Annotated in this window: 16 protein-coding genes; 14 read left to right on the top strand and 2 right to left on the bottom strand. The window is 71.2% G+C overall.

Annotation, left to right across the window (positions count from 1 at the left end):
• Positions 1-21: 21 nt before the first annotated feature.
• The 4 genes from nusA (at position 22) to rbfA (ending at position 4,670) form a co-directional block, all read left to right on the top strand.
• Complete coding sequence (nusA, locus tag ACQ143_RS11915; RefSeq protein WP_449570917.1) at positions 22-1,011, top strand: transcription termination factor NusA; 990 nt, start codon at positions 22-24, stop codon at positions 1,009-1,011.
• 31 nt (positions 1,012-1,042) lie between these two features.
• The gene (locus tag ACQ143_RS11910) at positions 1,043-1,315 is read left to right on the top strand and encodes a YlxR family protein (RefSeq protein WP_449570916.1); all 273 of its coding nucleotides are present in this window, start codon (positions 1,043-1,045) and stop codon (positions 1,313-1,315) included.
• A gap of 57 nt (positions 1,316-1,372) precedes the next feature.
• Positions 1,373-4,084, top strand: a complete 2,712-nt coding sequence (gene infB, locus ACQ143_RS11905; protein ID WP_449570915.1) for a translation initiation factor IF-2 — start codon at positions 1,373-1,375, stop codon at positions 4,082-4,084.
• A 145-nt stretch (positions 4,085-4,229) separates the two neighbouring features.
• Positions 4,230-4,670 carry a 30S ribosome-binding factor RbfA gene (rbfA, locus tag ACQ143_RS11900; protein ID WP_449570914.1) on the top strand — a complete coding sequence of 147 codons (441 nt, stop codon included), beginning with the start codon at positions 4,230-4,232 and terminating at the stop codon, positions 4,668-4,670.
• Positions 4,671-4,681: 11 nt separating this feature from the next.
• On the opposite strand, the gene ACQ143_RS11895 is transcribed toward rbfA, so the two are convergent.
• Positions 4,682-5,548 carry an A/G-specific adenine glycosylase gene (locus ACQ143_RS11895; RefSeq protein ID WP_449570913.1) on the bottom strand — a complete coding sequence of 289 codons (867 nt, stop codon included), beginning with the start codon at positions 5,546-5,548 and terminating at the stop codon, positions 4,682-4,684.
• A 120-nt stretch (positions 5,549-5,668) separates the two neighbouring features.
• Here ACQ143_RS11895 and truB point away from each other — a divergent pair, with 120 nt between their 5' ends.
• From truB to ACQ143_RS11845, 10 genes are all read left to right on the top strand, one after another.
• Positions 5,669-6,562: a tRNA pseudouridine(55) synthase TruB gene (gene truB / locus ACQ143_RS11890; protein ID WP_449570912.1), complete on the top strand. Its 894-nt coding sequence runs from the start codon at positions 5,669-5,671 to the stop codon at positions 6,560-6,562.
• Entirely contained in the window at positions 6,559-6,927 is a 369-nt protein-coding gene (locus ACQ143_RS11885) for a hypothetical protein (protein ID WP_449570911.1), read from the top strand. Before truB ends, ACQ143_RS11885 begins: the two co-directional genes overlap by 4 nt.
• A 24-nt stretch (positions 6,928-6,951) precedes the next feature.
• Positions 6,952-7,398: a hypothetical protein gene (locus ACQ143_RS11880; protein ID WP_449570910.1), complete on the top strand. Its 447-nt coding sequence runs from the start codon at positions 6,952-6,954 to the stop codon at positions 7,396-7,398.
• Entirely contained in the window at positions 7,395-8,357 is a 963-nt protein-coding gene (locus ACQ143_RS11875; RefSeq protein ID WP_449570909.1) for a bifunctional riboflavin kinase/FAD synthetase, read from the top strand. Before ACQ143_RS11880 ends, ACQ143_RS11875 begins: the two co-directional genes overlap by 4 nt.
• A complete protein-coding gene (gene deoC, locus ACQ143_RS11870; protein WP_449570908.1) occupies positions 8,354-9,358 on the top strand; it encodes a deoxyribose-phosphate aldolase in 1,005 nt (334 codons plus the stop codon). Before ACQ143_RS11875 ends, deoC begins: the two co-directional genes overlap by 4 nt.
• 9 nt (positions 9,359-9,367) lie before the next feature.
• Positions 9,368-10,834, top strand: coding sequence for an aldehyde dehydrogenase family protein (locus ACQ143_RS11865; protein ID WP_449570907.1), 1,467 nt, complete (start codon positions 9,368-9,370; stop codon positions 10,832-10,834).
• Entirely contained in the window at positions 10,831-11,694 is an 864-nt protein-coding gene (locus ACQ143_RS11860; protein ID WP_449570906.1) for an aldehyde dehydrogenase family protein, read from the top strand. Before ACQ143_RS11865 ends, ACQ143_RS11860 begins: the two co-directional genes overlap by 4 nt.
• 89 nt (positions 11,695-11,783) lie before the next feature.
• Positions 11,784-12,674: a glycerophosphodiester phosphodiesterase gene (locus ACQ143_RS11855; protein WP_449570905.1), complete on the top strand. Its 891-nt coding sequence runs from the start codon at positions 11,784-11,786 to the stop codon at positions 12,672-12,674.
• Positions 12,675-12,922: 248 nt separating this feature from the next.
• Positions 12,923-15,073 carry a DEAD/DEAH box helicase gene (locus ACQ143_RS11850; RefSeq protein ID WP_449570904.1) on the top strand — a complete coding sequence of 717 codons (2,151 nt, stop codon included), beginning with the start codon at positions 12,923-12,925 and terminating at the stop codon, positions 15,071-15,073.
• Between the two features lie 115 nt (positions 15,074-15,188).
• On the top strand, positions 15,189-16,217 hold the full coding sequence (locus tag ACQ143_RS11845) for a 6-phosphofructokinase (RefSeq protein WP_449570903.1): 1,029 nt from the start codon (positions 15,189-15,191) through the stop codon (positions 16,215-16,217).
• A 150-nt stretch (positions 16,218-16,367) separates the two neighbouring features.
• Here the strand turns inward: ACQ143_RS11845 and ACQ143_RS11840 are convergent, their stop codons facing one another.
• Positions 16,368-18,479 carry a S9 family peptidase gene (locus ACQ143_RS11840; RefSeq protein ID WP_449570902.1) on the bottom strand — a complete coding sequence of 704 codons (2,112 nt, stop codon included), beginning with the start codon at positions 18,477-18,479 and terminating at the stop codon, positions 16,368-16,370.
• Positions 18,480-18,553 lie beyond the last annotated feature (74 nt).

Raw genomic sequence — 18,553 nt, 5'->3', positions numbered from 1 at the left:
ACGGAAGAGGGAGGCGCCCCGATGGACATCGATCTGGGACTGCTGCGCACGGTCGAGCGAGAGAAGGAGATCCCCTTCGACGAACTGGTGCGGATCATCGAGCAGGCCATCCTGACCGCTTACGCCAAGCACAACTCTCCCACGGGTGAACTGCCCGAGGGCGCCCGCGCCGAACTCGACCGCAAGACCGGTCACGTCGCCGTCTACGTGCCCCTGCACGACGACGAGGGCGCCGTCATCGGCGAGGAGGAGTCGACCCCTGAGGACTTCGGGCGCATCGCGGCCTTCGCCGCCAAGCAGGTCATCAGCCAGCGTCTGCGCGACATCGCCGACGACGCCATCCTGGGCGAGTTCCGCGGCAAGGAGGGCGACATCGTCGCCGGTGTCATCCAGCAGGGACCGAACCCGCGCATGGTGCACGTCGACCTCGGCACGATCGAGGCCATCCTGCCGCCTGAGGAGCAGGTTCCGGGGGAGGAGTACCCGCACGGTGCGCGCATCCGCGTCTACGTGACCAGCGTCGCCAAGGGCACCAAGGGGCCCTCGATCACGGTGTCGCGCACCCACCCGGGGCTGGTCCGCAAGCTCTTCGCCCTCGAGGTCCCCGAGATCGCGGCCGGCCTCGTCGAGATCGTGTCGCTGGCCCGCGAAGCCGGTCACCGCACCAAGATCGCCGTCACCGCGAAGGACCCGTCGATCAATGCGAAGGGCGCCTGCATCGGCGAACTCGGCCGCCGCGTGCGCGCCGTGACCGAAGAGCTGGGCGGCGAGAAGATCGACATCGTCGACTACAACCCCGAACTGGCGGCCTTCGTCGCCAATGCGCTGTCGCCGGCGAAGGTCACCTCGGCCTTCGTCCTCGACGCGGGTATCAAGGCCGTGCGCGCGCTCGTGCCGGACTACCAGCTGTCGCTGGCGATCGGCAAGGAGGGCCAGAACGCCCGCCTCGCGGCCAAGCTCACCGGCGCGAAGATCGACATCCAACCCGACAGCATCCTCGAAGAGGGGTGACGGGGCGGCCACCCGGGCCCCGAGGTGTAGGATGGAACCCGTACGAACGTGTGTCGGATGCCGCGTACGTGCCCCCCGGTCAACTCTCTTGAGGGTGGTCGCCGTGGATTCGACGCTCGTCCCCGATGAGCGCGCGAAGCTCCCGGGGCGGGGTGCGTGGGTGCATGAGACGAGCGAGTGCATGGATGCCGCCCTCCGGCGTCGTGCCTTCGTACGAGCATTGCGTGTGTCAGGCCCGCTTGACACGCAGACCATCGAGAAACGGCTGAACGGCTATGGACACAAAGTGAACGGCTCGAAATGAGACCCGTCCGCAACTAACGGTCTGCCCTGTCCGGGGTAGGCCCCAGACAGGAGAATTGTGGCAAAACCACGCGTGCACGAGATCGCTTCCGAGCTCGGCGTCGACAGTAAGGTCGCCCTCGCGAAGCTGAAGGAGCTCGGCGAGTTCGTCAAGAGCCCCTCGTCGACCATCGAACCCCCGGTGGCCCGGAGGCTCCGGGCTGCCCTCGAGGCCGACGGCGCCGGCAAGCCGGCCGCCCCGAAGACCGAGGCCAAGGCGGCCCCCGCCCAGGCGACGCCGGGTCGTCCCGGCCCCGCCAAGCCGGCGGCCAAGCCCGCCGCTCCGGCCGCCGAGCCGGCTCCGGCCGCTCAGGCGCCGGCGCCCGCTCCGGCTCCGGCTCCGGCCCCCGCCGCACCTGCGGCTCCCGCTGCCCCCGCCGCGGGCGGCGCACCGACCCCCGGCCCGGCCAAGCCGGCTCCGCGTCCCGGTGGCGCGCGCCCGGGCAACAACCCGTTCTCTTCGCAGCAGGGCATGGGGCAGCGCCCCGCCGGCCCCCGTCCAGGCAACAACCCCTTCGCGTCGCAGCAGGGCATGGGCCAGCGGCCCACGCCCGGCAACATCCCGCGGCCCCAGGCCCCGCGTCCCGGTGCCCCGCGTCCCGGTGCCCCGCGCCCCGGTGGTGCGGGCCGTCCGGGCGGTCGTCCCGGCGCGCCGTTCCAGCAGCGCTCCGGTGGCCCCGGTCGTCCCGGTGGCGGCACCGGTGGCGGCTTCGCCGGGCGTCCCGGTGGCGGTTTCGCCGGTCGTCCCGGTGGCGGCGGTCGTGGCCGCGGCCCCGGCGGCGGCACCGCCGGTGCGTTCGGCAAGGGCGGCGGCAAGTCGCGTCAGCGCAAGTCGCGGCGGGCGAAGCGGCAAGAATTCGAGATGCGGGATGCCCCGGTCGTCGGTGGCGTCAACGTCCAGCGCGGCAACGGCGAGGTCATCCGCATGCGCCGCGGTGCATCCATCGCGGACTTCGCCGACAAGATCGAGTCGCTGACCGGCTACACCGTGCAGCCGGGCACCCTGGTCACCATCCTGTTCAACCTGGGTGAGATGGCCACGGCCACCGAGTCGCTCGACGAGGCCACGTTCGAGGTGCTGGGTGCCGAGCTCGGCTACAAGATCCAGATGGTCTCGCCCGAGGACGAGGACAAGGAGCTCCTCGAGGGCTTCGGTCTCGACCTCGAGGCCGAGCTCGAGGCGGAGAGCGAGGAAGACCTCGAGATCCGTCCGCCGGTGGTCACCGTCATGGGCCACGTCGACCACGGTAAGACCCGCACGCTCGACGCGATCCGGCAGACGAACGTGGTCGCCGGTGAAGCCGGTGGCATCACGCAGCACATCGGTGCGTACCAGGTGTGGACCGAGCACGAAGGCATCGAGCGTGCGCTCACCTTCATCGACACCCCCGGTCACGAGGCATTCACCGCCATGCGTGCCCGAGGCGCACAGGTCACCGACATCGCGGTGCTCGTGGTCGCCGCCGACGACGGCATCATGCCGCAGACGGTGGAGGCGCTCAACCACGCGCAGGCGGCGAACGTGCCGATCGTGGTCGCGGTCAACAAGGTCGACAAGCCCGAGGCCAACCCGGCCAAGGTGCGCCAGCAGCTCACCGAATACGGTCTGGTCGCCGAGGAGTACGGCGGCGACGTCATGTTCGTCGACATCTCCGCGCGAAACGGCACCGGCATCCAGGAGCTTCTGGACGCGATCCTGCTGACGGCGGATGCCGGACTCGACCTGACGGCCAACCCGAACAAGGCGGCGCGCGGTATCGCGATCGAAGCCAAGCTCGACAAGGGCCGCGGTTCGGTGGCCACCGTGCTGATCCAGTCCGGAACGCTGCGGGTCGGCGACGCGATCGTGGCGGGCACCGCCTACGGCCGCGTGCGCGCGATGATCGACGAGAACGGCGACTCGGTCGAAGAGGCCGCGCCTTCGCGTCCGGTCCAGGTGCAGGGTCTGAACTCGGTGCCGCGTGCCGGCGACGTGTTCATCGTCACGGACGAGGACCGCACCGCCCGTCAGATCGCCGAGAAGCGTGAAGCGGCCGAGCGCAACGCCCAGCTGGCCAAGGCCCGCAAGCGCATCTCGCTCGAGGACTTCACCCGCGCGCTCGAAGAGGGCAAGGTCGAGTCGCTCAACCTCATCATCAAGGGTGACGTCTCCGGTGCCGTCGAGGCTCTGGAGGAGTCGCTGCTCAAGATCGAGGTCGACGACTCGGTGCAGCTGCGGATCATCCACCGCGGCGTCGGCGCGATCACCGAGTCCGACATCAACCTCGCCACGATCGACAACGCGATCGTGATCGGCTTCAACGTGCGCCCCGACACGAAGGCCCGCGAGCGGGCCGCCCGCGAGGGCGTGGACGTGCGCTACTACTCGGTCATCTACAACGCGATCGACGACGTCGAGCAGTCGCTCAAGGGCCTGCTCAAGCCGGAGTTCGAAGAGGTGCAGTCGGGTGTCGCCGAGATCCGCGAGGTGTTCCGCTCCTCGAAGTTCGGCAACATCGCCGGTGTCATCGTCCGCTCGGGCACGATCACGCGCAACGCGAAGGCGCGCGTCATCCGCGACGGCGTCGTGATCGCCGATGGCCTGGCCATCGAGTCGCTCCGCCGCTTCAAGGACGACGTCACCGAGGTGCGCACCGACTTCGAAGCCGGTATCGGCCTCGGCAAGTACAACGACATCCAGGTCGGCGACGAGATCGAGACGACCGAAATGGTGGAGAAGCCGCGCGGCTGATCCTTGTTGGCTCCGGTGCAGGCTCCGGCGCCGGATGCGTCTTCGATAACGGGACCCCCGAGACCCCGACTATCGAAGACGCATCCGTCGCCTCCGCCTCCCGGCTCACCCCGGAAGGAAACCGGGCAGGAGAAGGAGAAGGAACATGGCCGGTGAACGGCAGGCACGGCTGGGCGACCGCATCCGCGTGATCCTGGCCGAGCGTCTCGAGAAGGGGCTGCGCGATCCGCGCCTGGGCTTCGTGACGATCACGGACGTCCGGGTGACCGGTGACCTGCAGCACGCGTCGGTGTTCTACACCGTGCTCGGTTCCGATGAGGAGCGCGAGGCCTCCGGCCAAGCGCTGAAGTCGGCGACCGGCATGCTGCGCTCCGAGCTGGGCAAGCACCTCAACGTGCGGCTCACCCCGACGCTGGAGTTCATCCACGACGGTCTGCCGGAGAACGCCGGCCACATCGAAGACCTGCTGCGCGAAGCGCGCGAGCGGGATGCCGCTGTGGCGGGCCTGGCCTCCTCAGCCGCCTACGCCGGCGACGCGGACCCGTACCGCGAGCCCCGCGAGGTCGACGAGTCCGACGAGGACTGACCGGTCCCGGATCACCGGGGCAGGTGCAGCCGGCCGTCGGCGGCTTCGACGAGTCCGTCGGCGATGAGCGAGTCGATCGCACGGTCACGCTGCTGTGCGTCCGGCCAGTCGGCGACCACCGTGTCCGTCGCCGGCGCGGTCGGGGCCGCCTCACGCAGCGCCCGCAGCACCGCGCCGCGGGCCTGGCGGTCGCTGCCCTCGTAGCGCGCCTGACGACGGCGCGTGTCCCCGGTGTCGGGATACCCGGCCGCGCGCCATGCGCATGCCTCCGCGAGCGGGCAGGCGTCGCAGCGCGGCGCGCGGGACGTGCACACCACCGCGCCCAGCTCCATCGCCGCGGCGTTGAACACGGCCGCCTCGGTCTCGTCGATCGGAAGCAGCGCCGACATCGCCTCCAGGTCGCGCTTCGACGGCGGCCCGGGCTGTGATCGGCCCCCCACGGCGCGTGCCAGCACCCGCCGCGTGTTCGTGTCGACCACCGGATGCCGGTCGCCGTACGCGAACACCGCCACCGCCCGCGCCGTGTAGTCGCCGATACCGGTCAGCGCCAGCAGGGCATCGACGTCACGCGGCACCACGCCCGCATGCCGGTCGCGGATCTCCACCGCGGCCCGGTGCAGCCATAGCGCGCGGCGCGGATAGCCCAGGTTCGCCCACTGGCGCACCGCTTCCGCCGGCGCCTCGGCGGCGAGGTCGGCGGGCGTCGGCCACCGCCGGAGCCACGCCTCCAGGTGCGGGATCACTCGGCTCACCGGCGTCTGCTGCAGCATGAACTCGCTGACCAGCACACCCCAGGCGCCGAAGCCGGGACGGCGCCACGGCAGATCCCGCGCGTGGTCGTGGTACCACCGCACCAGCGGGCGGACGAGATCGGGCACCGGACAAGCCTAGGCTGGATCCATGCGCCTGCCGATCACGCCCGCCTCCGACGCCGCACCCCGCGCGCAGGCGACCACCGTCATCGACGACACCGCTCCCACCCGCTCCGCGAGGGACGCATGAACGCGCCGAAGGGCGTCCTGCTGGTCGACAAACCCGGCGGGGTCACCAGCCACGACATCGTCGCCCGGGCCCGCCGTGCACTGAACACCCGCAAGATCGGCCACGCCGGCACGCTCGACCCGATGGCCACCGGCCTGCTCATCCTGGGGGTGGGTCCGGCCACGCGCCTGCTGACTTACATCGTCGGTCTCGACAAGACCTACCAGGCCACCATCCGGCTCGGCATCGCGACCGACACCGACGACGCCGACGGCACCGAGACGAGCCGGGTGGATGCCGGGACGCTCGCCGCCGTGACCGATGACGCCGTCCGTGCCGGTGTCGCGGCGTTGACCGGCGAGATCTCGCAGGTGCCCAGCACCGTGTCGGCGATCAAGGTGGGCGGCAAGCGCGCCTACGACCTGGCCCGGGCGGGGGAGCAGGTGGAACTGAAGGCCCGCACGGTCACCGTCGCGCGCTTCGACATCATCGCCACGCGCCGCGCGGCCGGTCACCTCGACCTCGACGTCGTCGTCGACTGCTCCAGCGGCACCTACATCCGGGCCCTCGCCCGCGACCTGGGGGCAGACCTGGGCATCGGCGGGCACCTGACCGCGCTGCGCCGCACCCGCATCGGACCGTTCGACGTGGCCGACGCGGTCACCGATCTGACCGGCGACGTGACGCTGCGCCGTGACGCCGAGGTCGCGGCATCCGTTCTGGGCATGTTCCCCGTCACCGCCGACGAGGCGCGGGACCTGCGGCACGGCAAACGCCTGACCGGGGCCGCGGAGCGACTGACCGGCCCGACCCCGGCGGCCATCGACCCGGACGGCCGACTGGTCGGCATCGTCGAACGCCGCGGTGCCGACGTGAAGAGCATCATGAACATGGCGGAGGAGAGCGCATGATCCTGTGGTTCACGGTCGTCCAGCTGGTCGTGGCGGTCGCCGCCGGACTGTTCGCGACGGTCGCGGGGCTGATGGGCCGCCGCCCCAGCGACTGGACCGTCGGCGGCATGGCGCTGATCCTCCTGCTGCTCATCGCGCAGGTGGTGGTCTCCGTCGTCGCGCCGCTCGTCGGCAACGCCCCCACGGGCAGTCTCCTCGAGTTCTGGGTGTACCTGGTGTCGGCGGCGCTGCTGCCCCCGGCCTCCGTCGCCTGGGCGCTGGTGGAGCGCAGCCGGTGGAGCACCGTCATCATGGGCATCGCCGCGCTCGCCGTCGCGGTCATGGTGTGGCGCATGTGGACGATCTGGACGGTCCAGATCGCCTGATCCCGCGCCTATCATTGTGAGGTCATGTCTTCGCCTCGCCCCCGCATGACCGGCATCGGCCGCGTCCTCGTGATCGTCTACGCGATCATGGCGCTCGCCTCGACCGGTCGGTCCTTCGTCCAGATCGTCCAGGACTTCGCCGCCGCGCCCCTGGCCTACACCCTGTCGGCGGCCGCCGCCGTCGTCTACATCGTCGCGACGGTCGCGCTGGTCAAGGCCGGCACCGCGCGCTGGTACGTCATCGCGTGGATCGCGATCTGCTTCGAGCTGGCGGGCGTGCTCATCGTCGGCACGCTCAGCCTGGTGCTGCCCGAGCTGTTCGCGCACGATGCCACCGTGTGGTCCGGGTTCGGTGCCGGGTACGTCTGGGTCCCGCTCGTCCTGCCGATGATCGGCCTGTGGTGGCTCATCGTGCACCGCCCCGCCGCCACACCGGCCGCGGAGCGCGTGGCCGAGGAGGCGACCCGGTGATCGTCTTCCGCGACCCGGCCGAGGTGCCTGAGGGTTTCGGTCCCAGTGTCGTGGCCATCGGCAAGTTCGACGGCGTCCACTCCGGCCACCGCGCCGTCATCGACCGGGCGCGGGTCGCGGCCGCCGAGGCCGATGCGCGCGTCGTGGCGGTCACCTTCGACCGCAATCCGCTCAGCCTGCTGCGCCCCGAGCTGTGCCCGGAACCGCTGGTCAGCCTCGAGCAGAAGCTCGACCTGCTGGCCCGTGCCGGCGTGGACGCCACGCTCGTGCTCCGTTTCGACGCGGACCTGGCGGCACTGACGCCGCGTGAGTTCGTCGAGCACGTGCTCGTGGATGCGCTCGGCGTCGTCCAGGTGCTCGTCGGCGACGACTTCCGGTTCGGTCGCGGTGGCGCCGGGGACCCGGCGACGCTGCGCGAGATGGGCGAGGAGTTCGGGTTCCGCACCGACGTCGTCGGCGACGTGCAGGGCGGGGGCCGTCGCGTGTCGTCGACCTGGGTGCGCGAGATGCTGGCCGCCGGTGACGTGGCCGGGGCCGCCCGTCTGCTCGGCCGCCCGCACGCGGTCACCGGCGAGGTCGTCCACGGCCTCAAACGTGGCCGCGAGATGGGGTTCCCGACCGCGAACCTCGAGACCGATGTGGCCGGGTTCGTGCCCGCCGACGGCATCTACGCCGGATGGCTGCGCGACGAAGGATGGCCCGACGCGCACGGCGGGATGCACGCGGTCACCCGGTACCCCGCGGCGATCTCGGTGGGCACCAACCCCACGTTCGACGACGTGCCGGTGCGGCAGGTCGAGGCGTATGTGCTCGATGAGACCGACCTCAACCTGTACGGCCGCTCGGTGGAAGTGCAGTTCGTCGCGCGCGTGCGCGGTATGGTCGCGTTCGAGGGGGTAGAGGCCCTCATCGCCCAGATGACCCAAGACGTCGCCGAGGTGCGGAGGCTCCTGACATGACAGTGGATATCCGAAGCGGTGCGGACCGCGCCGTCGATGTGCTCGGCGCCGAGCCCGACGACACCACGCTGCGGCGCTTCCTGCACGGCCTGCCCGGCGTCGACGCGGTCGGCCTCGAGCAGCGCGCCGCGGCGCTGGGCACACGGTCGATCAAGACCACCTCGAAGGCCTGGGCGCTCGACAAGATCATCACGCTCATCGACCTGACCACGCTCGAAGGGGCCGACACCCCCGGCAAGGTGCGATCGCTGGTGGCCAAGGCGCTCCAGCCGGATGCCGCGGACCCGACCTGCCCGCGCGTGGCGGCCGTGTGCGTGTACGGCGACATGGTCGGCGACGCCGTCGGCGCCCTGGGCGCCGCGCACGGCGACCCCGACGAGGGCCGGATCAGCGTGGCCGCCGTGGCGACGGCCTTCCCCAGCGGCCGCGCGTCGCTGGCCATCAAGCTCGCCGACACCGCCGAGGCCGTCGCCGCCGGGGCCGACGAGATCGACATGGTCATCGACCGCGGTGCCTTCCTCGCCGGCCGGTACGGCCTCGTGTTCGACCAGATCGCGCAGGTCAAGGCCGCGTGCCGTCGCGAGGACGGCACCTCGGCGTCGCTGAAGGTGATCCTCGAGACCGGCGAGCTGAACACGTACGACAACATCAAACGCGCGTCGTGGCTCGCGATCCTCGCCGGCGGTGACTTCATCAAGACCTCCACCGGCAAGGTGCAGCCGGCGGCCACGCTGCCCACCACGCTGCTCATGCTCGAGGTCGTGCGCGACTGGTACCGCGCGACCGGGCAGAAGATCGGCGTGAAGCCCGCCGGCGGCATCCGCACCGCCAAGGACGCCATCAAGTACCTCGTCACCGTCGCCGAGACGGTCGGCGAGGACTGGCTGCAGCCCCACCTGTTCCGCTACGGGGCGTCGAGCCTGCTCAACGACGTGCTGCTGCAGCGCAAGAAGATCGCGACCGGCCACTACACCGGCGCCGACTATCTGACGATCGACTGAGGTATCGAGATGACCGACATCCAGCCCGCCGGCAGCGGCTTCCTCGACTACGCGCCCGCCCCCGAGTCGCGCGCCATCCTGCGGCTGCGGGAGGAGTACGGCCTGTTCATCGACGGCGGGTTCCGGCCCGGTTCCGGCGACCCGTTCGCGACGATCTCGCCCGCCGACGAATCCCACATCGCCACCGTTGCGAACGCGACCGAGGCCGACATCGACACGGCCGTCGCCGCAGCGCGCCGCGCCTACGACAAGACCTGGTCCAAGCTCAGCGGCCGCGACCGCGGCAAGTACCTCTTCCGCATCGCGCGACTCGTGCAGGAGCGGGCCCGCGAGCTGGCCGTGGCCGAGAGCCTCGACAACGGCAAGCCGATCAAGGAGAGCCGCGACGTCGACGTGCCCCTGGTGGCCGCATGGTTCTTCTACTACGCCGGGTGGGCGGACAAGCTCGACTACGCCGGGCTCGGGGCGAACCCCCGCGCGCTGGGCGTGGCCGGGCAGATCATCCCATGGAACTTCCCGCTGCTCATGCTCGCGTGGAAGATCGCCCCGGCGCTGGCCGCCGGCAACACCGTCGTGCTCAAGCCCGCCGAGACCACGCCGCTGTCGGCACTGATCTTCGCCGAGATCCTGCAGCAGGCCGACCTCCCGCCCGGTGTCGTCAACATCGTCACCGGCGCCGGATCGACCGGCCAGGCACTGGTCCGGCATCCGGGCGTCGACAAGATCGCGTTCACCGGGTCGACGGCCGTCGGCCGGGAGATCGCGAAGGCCGTCGCCGGCACCGACAAGAAAGTCACCCTCGAACTGGGCGGCAAAGCCGCGAACATCGTCTTCGACGACGCCCCGATCGACCAGGCCATCGAGGGCATCGTCAACGGCATCTTCTTCAACCAGGGTCATGTCTGCTGCGCGGGCAGCCGGCTCCTGGTGCAGGAGTCGATCCACGACGAGGTCGTCGACCGTCTCAAGGCCCGGCTGTCGACGCTGCGCCTGGGCGACCCGCTCGACAAGAACACCGACATCGGCGCGATCAACTCCCGTGCCCAGCTCGACCGCATCCGCGAGCTGAGCGCGATCGGCGAGGCCGAGGGGGCCGAGCGCTGGAGCGCCGACTGCGCGATCCCCGACAGCGGCTTCTGGTTCGCGCCCACGATCTTCACCGGCGTCCAGGCCAGCCACCGCATCGCCCGCGACGAGATCTTCGGACCGGTGCTGTCGGTGCTCACCTTCCGCACCCCGGCCGAGGCGATCGAGAAGGCCAACAACACGCCGTACGGACTCTCGGCGGGAATCTGGTCCGACAAGGGCTCGCGCATCCTCGCCGTCGCCGACCGACTCCGCGCGGGCGTCGTCTGGGCCAACACGTTCAACCGGTTCGACCCGGCCTCGCCGTTCGGCGGGTACAAGGAATCCGGCTACGGCCGCGAAGGCGGGCGCCACGGCCTGCTGGCCTACCTGAAGGGAGCGGCCGCGTGAGCAAGCGACTGAGCGTGCCGAAGACGTACAAGCTGTTCATCGGCGGCGCCTTCCCGCGCAGCGAGTCGGGGCGCACCTACGAGGTGACCGGGCCGAAGGGCGAGTTCCTCGCCAACGCCGCACTGGCCTCCCGCAAGGACGCCCGGGACGCCGTCGTGGCCGCCCGCGCCGCCGGCAAGGGCTGGGTGGGCACCACCGCCTACAACCGCGGCCAGGTGCTCTACCGCGTGGCCGAGGTGCTCGAGGGGCGGCGCGCGCAGTTCGTCGACGAGATCCAGCGGTCCACCGGCGCATCCACCGCCGCGGCCGGCGCCGAAGTCGACGAGGCCATCGACCGGTGGGTCTGGTACGTGGGCTGGTGCGACAAGTTCGCGCAGGTCTCCGGCAGCGGCAACCCGGTGGCCGGCCCGTACTTCAACATCTCGGTGCCCGAGCCGACCGGGGTCGTCGCCATCGTCGCACCGCAGGACACGGCGCTGCTCGGCCTGGTCTCGGCCGTCGCCCCGGCGCTGGTGGCCGGCAACACCGTCGTCGTCATCGCGTCGCAGCCCCATCCGCTGGCCGCGATCGGCCTGGCCGAGGTGCTGGCCACCTCCGACGTCCCGGCCGGGGTCGTCAATGTGCTGACCGGTTCGCCTGCAGAGATCGCCCCGTGGCTGGCCTCCCACCCCGACGTGCACGCGCTCGACCTCGTCGGAGCCGGCGACCTCGACTGGGTCTCCCTGCAGATCGCCGCCGCCGAGACGCTCACCCGGGTGCTCCCGCCCGAAGCGGGGGTGGATGCCGCGGCGCCCAGCCTCGGACGGATCACGGCGTTCACCGAGACGAAGACGGTGTGGCACACCAAGAGCATGGTGTGAGAATTCGTGTAACAGAACGGTAACGATATCGGGTAGGGTGGTCGCACCCCGTCGACGACGACGGGGTGCTCGACCGAAGGACACACCCGATGCCCGACGCCGCGGCATCCGCTCTGCGCGAGCGGATCCACACCCTGCTGATCGTCGGCGTGCTCGCCGTGGCCAGCATGCTCGTGATCGGCCTCGCCGACGTCGCGCCCGCCCGGGCCGGCACCGCGGCGCTGCTCGGGCAGGCGCGGGACCCCGGCGACCGGGCGTTCATCGCCGCACACCGCGGGGGCGCCACGGCGCCGGAGAACACGCTCCCCGCCATCCACGCCGCCCTGACGGCCGGGTTCGAGTACGTCGAGATCGACCTCGCCCTGACTGTCGACGGACACGCGGTGCTCATGCACGACCGCACCGTCGACCGCACGACCGACGGGTCCGGCCCGGTCGCGGAGCTGACCCTCGCCCAGGTGCGGGCTCTGGATGCCGGTCGCGCCTTCAGGCCCGGATTCGCGGGCACGCCGGTGCCCACCGCGGCCGAGGCCTTCGACGTGATCGCCGCCGGCGGCGGGCGTGCGCTGCTCGATCTGAAGGGCCGGTGGGACGCCGCCGACGTCGCGCTTCTCGCCGAGCAGATCGCCGCCCGCGGTCTGTCCGAGCGGGTGGTGGCGGCCGCATTCGACGCCCGCACACTGGCCGCGCTCGTGGCCGAAGCCCCCGGCCTCGCGCGGATGGCGACGCTCAAGACCCTGCCCGAGGACGTCGTCGACGCCGCCGAGCAGTTCGGGGTGTCGGGACTGATCGTCGACCGGCGGGCGGTGGTGGCCCACCCCGAGATCGTCGACGAACTGCACGAGGCCGGCCTCCGCCTGGTCGTGTACACGCTCAACAGCGACCGGCAGTGGGATGAGGTCACCCGGCTGGGGGTCGACGGCATCGTCACCGACGACCCCGACGCCCTGCACGAGTGGCAGCGCCGCACCGGTCCCTGAGCCGCCCCGCCGCACCGTCCCTGCGCCGCCACACCCCGCCGCGGCCGTCACAGAGATCGCATCGACACCGCGTTGCGCGCTAGACTCGGGGGAGGGTCGCGTCCCGGCTCACCGCACCTCGCAGAAGCGAGGGCTCTGCGGTCGGCGGGAACGGTCTCGTATCCCCGACGCGGCATCCGTGCCGCACACCACCCGGTCGGCCGACATCGCATCGTCGTCACCGCACCGGCATCACGCTCAGGAGGAGCATGCCGACCACGGCATCCACCGCTTCCAAGACGTCCTCGCGCCGTCGTGGCGGCTCGTCTGCACGCAAGCACGACGACGCCCCGCTCATCCCGATCCTCGCCCGCAAGGTGCGCGAGGTCGAGGCCAAGGCGCAGCGCGGCAAGCTGGGACCCACCAACCGCGTCAAGTTCCAGGTCATCGCCTTCCTGGTGCGCGAAGAGCGCGCCCGGGTCAAGGCCGACGGCGACATCGCCGACGGCCCGCGCGCCGAGCTGCTCAAGCGCCTCGACGGCGTGGCCACGATCCTCGCGAAGACGGCCGCCCGCGACACGTCGCTGATCCAGCTGCTCGAGGTCGACCAGGCCACCTCGCCGGTCGCGCGCCGCATGCGCCGCGACTGGCTGCTCGAATCCGGGGCCGACCTGCCCGACGACGAGCTGATCATCACCGACGTCAAGCCCGTGCAGGCGCCGGTCGTGCCGGCCGCGCTCGCCGACCGGCAGGTCACGCCCCCGCAGATCGAGGCCCGCCGCGAGGCGAACCCGTTCCTGGCGCCCGACCTGCACCCGCCGGTGCCGACGACGCGGCGTCGCCTCGACGGCTGGGAGCTCATGGGCCCCCTCTACAAGGCGTTCGAGACGGGCGCCGGCGGGGGAGCGGCCACGATGGAGCTGCCGCCCGTGCCGGAGTTCGACCGCATCTCGCCCAAGGGGCTCGAGATCATGGTCCACCAGTCGCGGTTCCTCGAGGCGGTCCGCGCCGGTCACCGCAGCTTCCTGCTGGCCGACGAACCGGGTCTGGGCAAGACCGCCCAGTCCGTGCTCGCGGCATCCGTCGCCGGCGCCTATCCGCTGCTGGCGGTCGTGCCCAACGTCGTCAAGATGAACTGGGCACGGGAAGTCGAGCGCTGGACGCCGCAGCGGCGCGCCACCGTCATCCACGGCGACGGCGACACGGTCGACGCGTTCGCGGACGTGTTCATCGTCAACTACGAGGTGCTCGACCGGCACCTGTCGTGGCTGGGCTCGCTGGGGCTGAAGGGCATGGTCGTCGACGAGGCGCACTTCATCAAGAACCTCACCTCGCAGCGCTCGCAGAACGTGCTGGCCCTGGCCGGTCGCATCCGCGAGCAGGTGCGCAACCCGCTCATGCTCGCCCTGACCGGCACACCGCTGATCAACGACGTCGAGGACTTCGACGCGATCTGGCGGTTCCTCGGCTGGACCGACGGCACCAAGCCCGGCCCCGAGCTGATGGAGAAGCTGGATGCCACCGGCCTCACGCCCGCCGACAAGGCGTTCTACCCCGCCGCGCGCGACGCGGTGATCTCGATGGGCATCGTCCGGCGCAAGAAGAAGGACGTCGCCGCCGACCTGCCCGACAAGCTCATCGCCGATCTGCCCGTCGAACTGGACGACGAGTACGGCCGGTCGATCCGCGACGCCGAACGCGAGCTCGGTGAGCGGCTGGCGGCCAAGTACCGCCGCATCGTCGAGGCTCGCGGCGACCAGGTCGTCTACGGCGAGGCCGACGAGGACATCGTGCGCCTGGTCGCCCACGGCGAGCTCGAAGAGACCAAGGCGGCTGCACCGGACGCGGACAACGTGTTCACCATGGTCCGCCGGATCGGCCAGGCCAAGGCCCTCCTCGCCGCCGACTACGCCGTGCAGCTGCAGCGGTCGGTCGGCAAGGTGGTGTTCTTCGCCAAGCACATCGACGTGATGGATGCCGCAGAGGCGCACTTCGCGGCATCCGGATTGCGCACCGTGTCCATCCGCGGCGACCAGTCCACCCCGGCACGTCAGGACGCCATCGACGCGTTCAACAAGGACCCCGAGGTGGCGATCGCCGTGTGCTCGCTGACGACCGCCGGTGTCGGCCTGAACATGCAGGCCGCCTCGAACGTCGTGCTGGCCGAACTGAGCTGGACGGCCGCCGAGCAGACGCAGGCGATCGACCGGGTGCACCGCATCGGGCAGGACGAGCCGGTCACCGCATGGCGCATCATCGCAGCCCACACGATCGACACGAAGATCGCCGAGCTCATCGACTCGAAGCAGGGCCTGGCCCTGCGGGCGCTCGACGGCGCTCAGGTCGACCCGACCTCGAGCGACTCGGTGCAGCTGTCGGCGCTCATGCACCTGCTGCGCCAGGCGCTCGGCGCCGCCTGAGCGACGCTCCTTTGCACGGCCGCCCGTGTGGCATGCGGCGGCCGTGCGGCGCTAGTCTCAGTGCGAGGCGACGACGCCGTATCGAGTTCCCCGGACAACGAAGGATCCTCAGACCATGAAGATCGGCATCCTCACCAGCGGCGGCGACTGCCCCGGCCTGAACGCGGTCATCCGCGGCGTCGTGCTCAAGGGCACCACGACCTACAACATGGAGTTCGTGGGCATCCGCGACGGCTGGCGCGGCGTCGTCGACGGCGACTTCTTCCCCCTCACCCGTCACGAGGTGAAAGGTCTGTCGAAGGTGGGCGGGACGATCCTCGGCACCAGCCGCACCAACCCGTACGAGGGGCCGCGCGGCGGGGCGGAGAACATCGCCAAGACGCTGTACGGCCACCGCATCGACGGCATCATCGCCATCGGCGGGGAGGGCACGCTGGCCGCCGCCAACCGGCTCTACAACGACGGCATCAACGTGATGGGCGTGCCCAAGACGATCGACAACGACCTGCGCGCCACCGACTACTCGTTCGGGTTCGACACCGCCGTCAACATCGCCACCGACGCGATGGACCGGCTGCGCACCACGGGCGACTCGCACCAGCGCTGCATGGTCGCCGAGGTCATGGGCCGCCACGTCGGCTGGATCGCCCTGCACTCGGGAGTCGCCGCCGGCGCGCACGTGATCTGCATCCCCGAGGTGCCCATGTCCATCGAGGAGATCGTCGCCCAGGTGACCAAGGCGCATGACCGCGGCCGGGCGCCGCTGGTCGTCGTCTCCGAAGGCTTCACCCTGACGGGCATGGACGAGGCCTACAGCGACAAGGGCCTCGACGCGTTCAACCGCCCCCGGCTGGGCGGCATCGGCGAGGTCCTCGCCCCCGAGATCGAGCGGCTGACCGGCATCGAGACCCGCTCGACGGTGCTCGGCCACATCCAGCGCGGCGGTTCACCGTCGGGCTTCGACCGCGTGCTCGCCACCCGTCTGGGGCTGCACGCCGCCGACGCCATCGTCGACGGCGCCTGGGGCCAGATGGTGTCGCTGAAGGGCACCGACATCGTGCGGGTGCCGTTCGACGACGCCCTCGGCGAGCTCAACACCGTGCCGCGCCACCGCTACGAAGAGGCCGCTGCCCTCTTCGGCTGACGCGCGACCCGTTGGCTGACGCGTCCCACCCGTTGCGCGAGCCGCCTACTTCTGTGCGGGCCGCCGACCTTTGGGCGGTACACGGATAGGCGGCTCGCACGCAACTGGGCGGCTCGCGGGGGTTGAAGCGCGGGTCGAAGCGCGCGGGGGTCAGGCGTCGGCGAGGCCGAGCACGTCGAGCAGCCAGGCCAGCTCGAACGCACGCTGCCGCCACGCGTTGTAGCGTCCGCTCACGCCGCCGTGCCCGGCCACCATCTCGCACTTCAGCAGCGCGTCGGCGCCCACCTCCCGCAGCCGCGCGACCCACTTCGCCGGTTCGACGTACAGCACGCGCGTGTCGTTGAGCGAGGTGACCGCGAGGATCCGCGGGTACGTCACCCCGGCGCGCACGTTCTCGTACGGCGTGTACGACTTCATGTACGCGTACACCTCGGCGTCGTGCAGCGGGTCGCCCCACTCGTCCCATTCGATGACCGTGAGCGGCAGCGCCGGGTCCAGGATCGTCGTCAGCGCGTCGACGAACGGCACATCGGCCAGGATGCCGGCGAACAGCTCGGGCGCGAGGTTCGCGACCGCGCCCATCAGCAGCCCGCCCGCCGAGCCGCCCTCGGCGACGAGCAGCTCGGGCGCGGTGTAGCCCTCGGCCACGAGGTGCCGGGCCACGGCCACGAAGTCCGTGAACGTGTTGCGCTTGTTCTGCAGCTTGCCGTCCTCGTACCACTGGCGGCCCATCTCCCCGCCGCCGCGCACGTGCGCGACCGCGAAGACGACACCCCGGTCCAGCAGTGACAGCCGGGGGATCGAGAACCCGGGGTCGATGGAGTGCTCGTACGAGCCGTAGCCGTACAGGTGCACGGGGCGGGGTCCCTGGGCGGGGTCGCCGAACGAGCGCTTCCACACCAGCGACACCGGCACGCGGGCACCGTCCTCGGCGGTGGCCCACACGCGCCGCTGGTCGTAGTCGGCCGGGTCGAAACCGCCCAGCACCGGCTGCCGCTTGCGCAGCAGCAGTTCGCCGGTGGCCACGACGTAGTCGTAGACCGTGCCGGGCGTGACGAACGAGCCGTAGCCGAGCCGGACCATCGGCGGCGCCCACTCCGGGTTGCCCGAGGCGCCCACCGTGTACAGCGGCTCGTCGAACTCCAGCTCGCGCACCGCGCCCGTGGCGTAGTCGAGCACCCCCATCCGCACGATGCCGTCGCGCCGGTACGACACGACGCCCCAGTCGCGGAACGCCGACATGTCCAGCAGGCGCCGGCCCGGCTCGTGGGCCATCACGACCTCGCGCGGTCCGTCGGGGGTGGATGCCGGTACCCGCACGAGCTCGAAGTCCAGGGCGCCGTCGTTGTGCAGGATGTACAGGTAGTCCTCACCGCCGGTCACCACGTGCGTCGAGTCGTACTCCACGCCCTCGCGGCGGGGCCAGACCGGTCGCGGCTGCGCCCGCAGGTCGTCGGCGGGGACCAGGAACTCCTCGGTCGTGATCGACGAGCCGACGCCGATCATCAGGTAGGCGTCGCTGCGGGTGAAGCCCGCGCCGACCCAGTAGCGCTCGTCCGGCTCGTGGAACAGCTGCTGGTCGGCCGCCGCGTCGGTGCCCACCTCGTGCAGCCACACGGTGTCCGGGCGCCACGCGTCGTCCACCGTCGTGTAGACGACGAACCGGCCGTCGGGGGAGAAGGTGGCGCCCGAGAAGGTGTTCGGGATGACGTCGGGCAGGTCCTCGCCGGTGTCCAGGTCGCGGATGCGCAGCGTGTAGCGCTCGTCGCCGGCGACATCCACGCCGTACAGCAGGCGGGTGCCGTCCGTCGACGTCTCGAAGCTGCCCAGCGAGAAGAACTCGTGGCCTTCGGCCTCGGCGTTGCCGTCCAGCAGCACCTGCTCGCCCTCGACCGCGACGCCGGGGACCAGCTCGGGCGGCGTCCAGTCGTCGGGGTCGGTGAGGGGAGCGCGGCAGTGGATGCCGTACTGCGCACCCTCGACGGTGCGGCTGTAGTACCACCAGTCGCCGCGCCGGACGGGCACGGACAGGTCGGTCTCCAGCGTGCGGCTCTTGATCTCGTCGAACACGGTCTGCTCGAGTGTGTCGAGGTGGGCGGTGCGCGCCCGGGTGTACGCGTTCTCGGCGTTCAGATGGGCGATGACCTCGGCGTCGTCCTTGGCGCGGAGCCACTCGTACGGGTCGGCGACGTCGTCGCCGTGGTGGCTGCGCGTGACGGGGCGGGCCGGTGCGACCGGGGCGGAGAGGTCCGAAGTGCTCATCGCTCCACGCTACGCGACCCGCCGGACCCGCAGCGCCGGGCGCCGACCGGGGAATCGGCCTCCCGGGTTCTGCG

The organism is Microbacterium pollutisoli (assembly GCF_053586795.1).
Note: the sequence above shows the minus strand (reverse complement) of the source record. Positions and strands in the feature narration are given on the sequence as shown.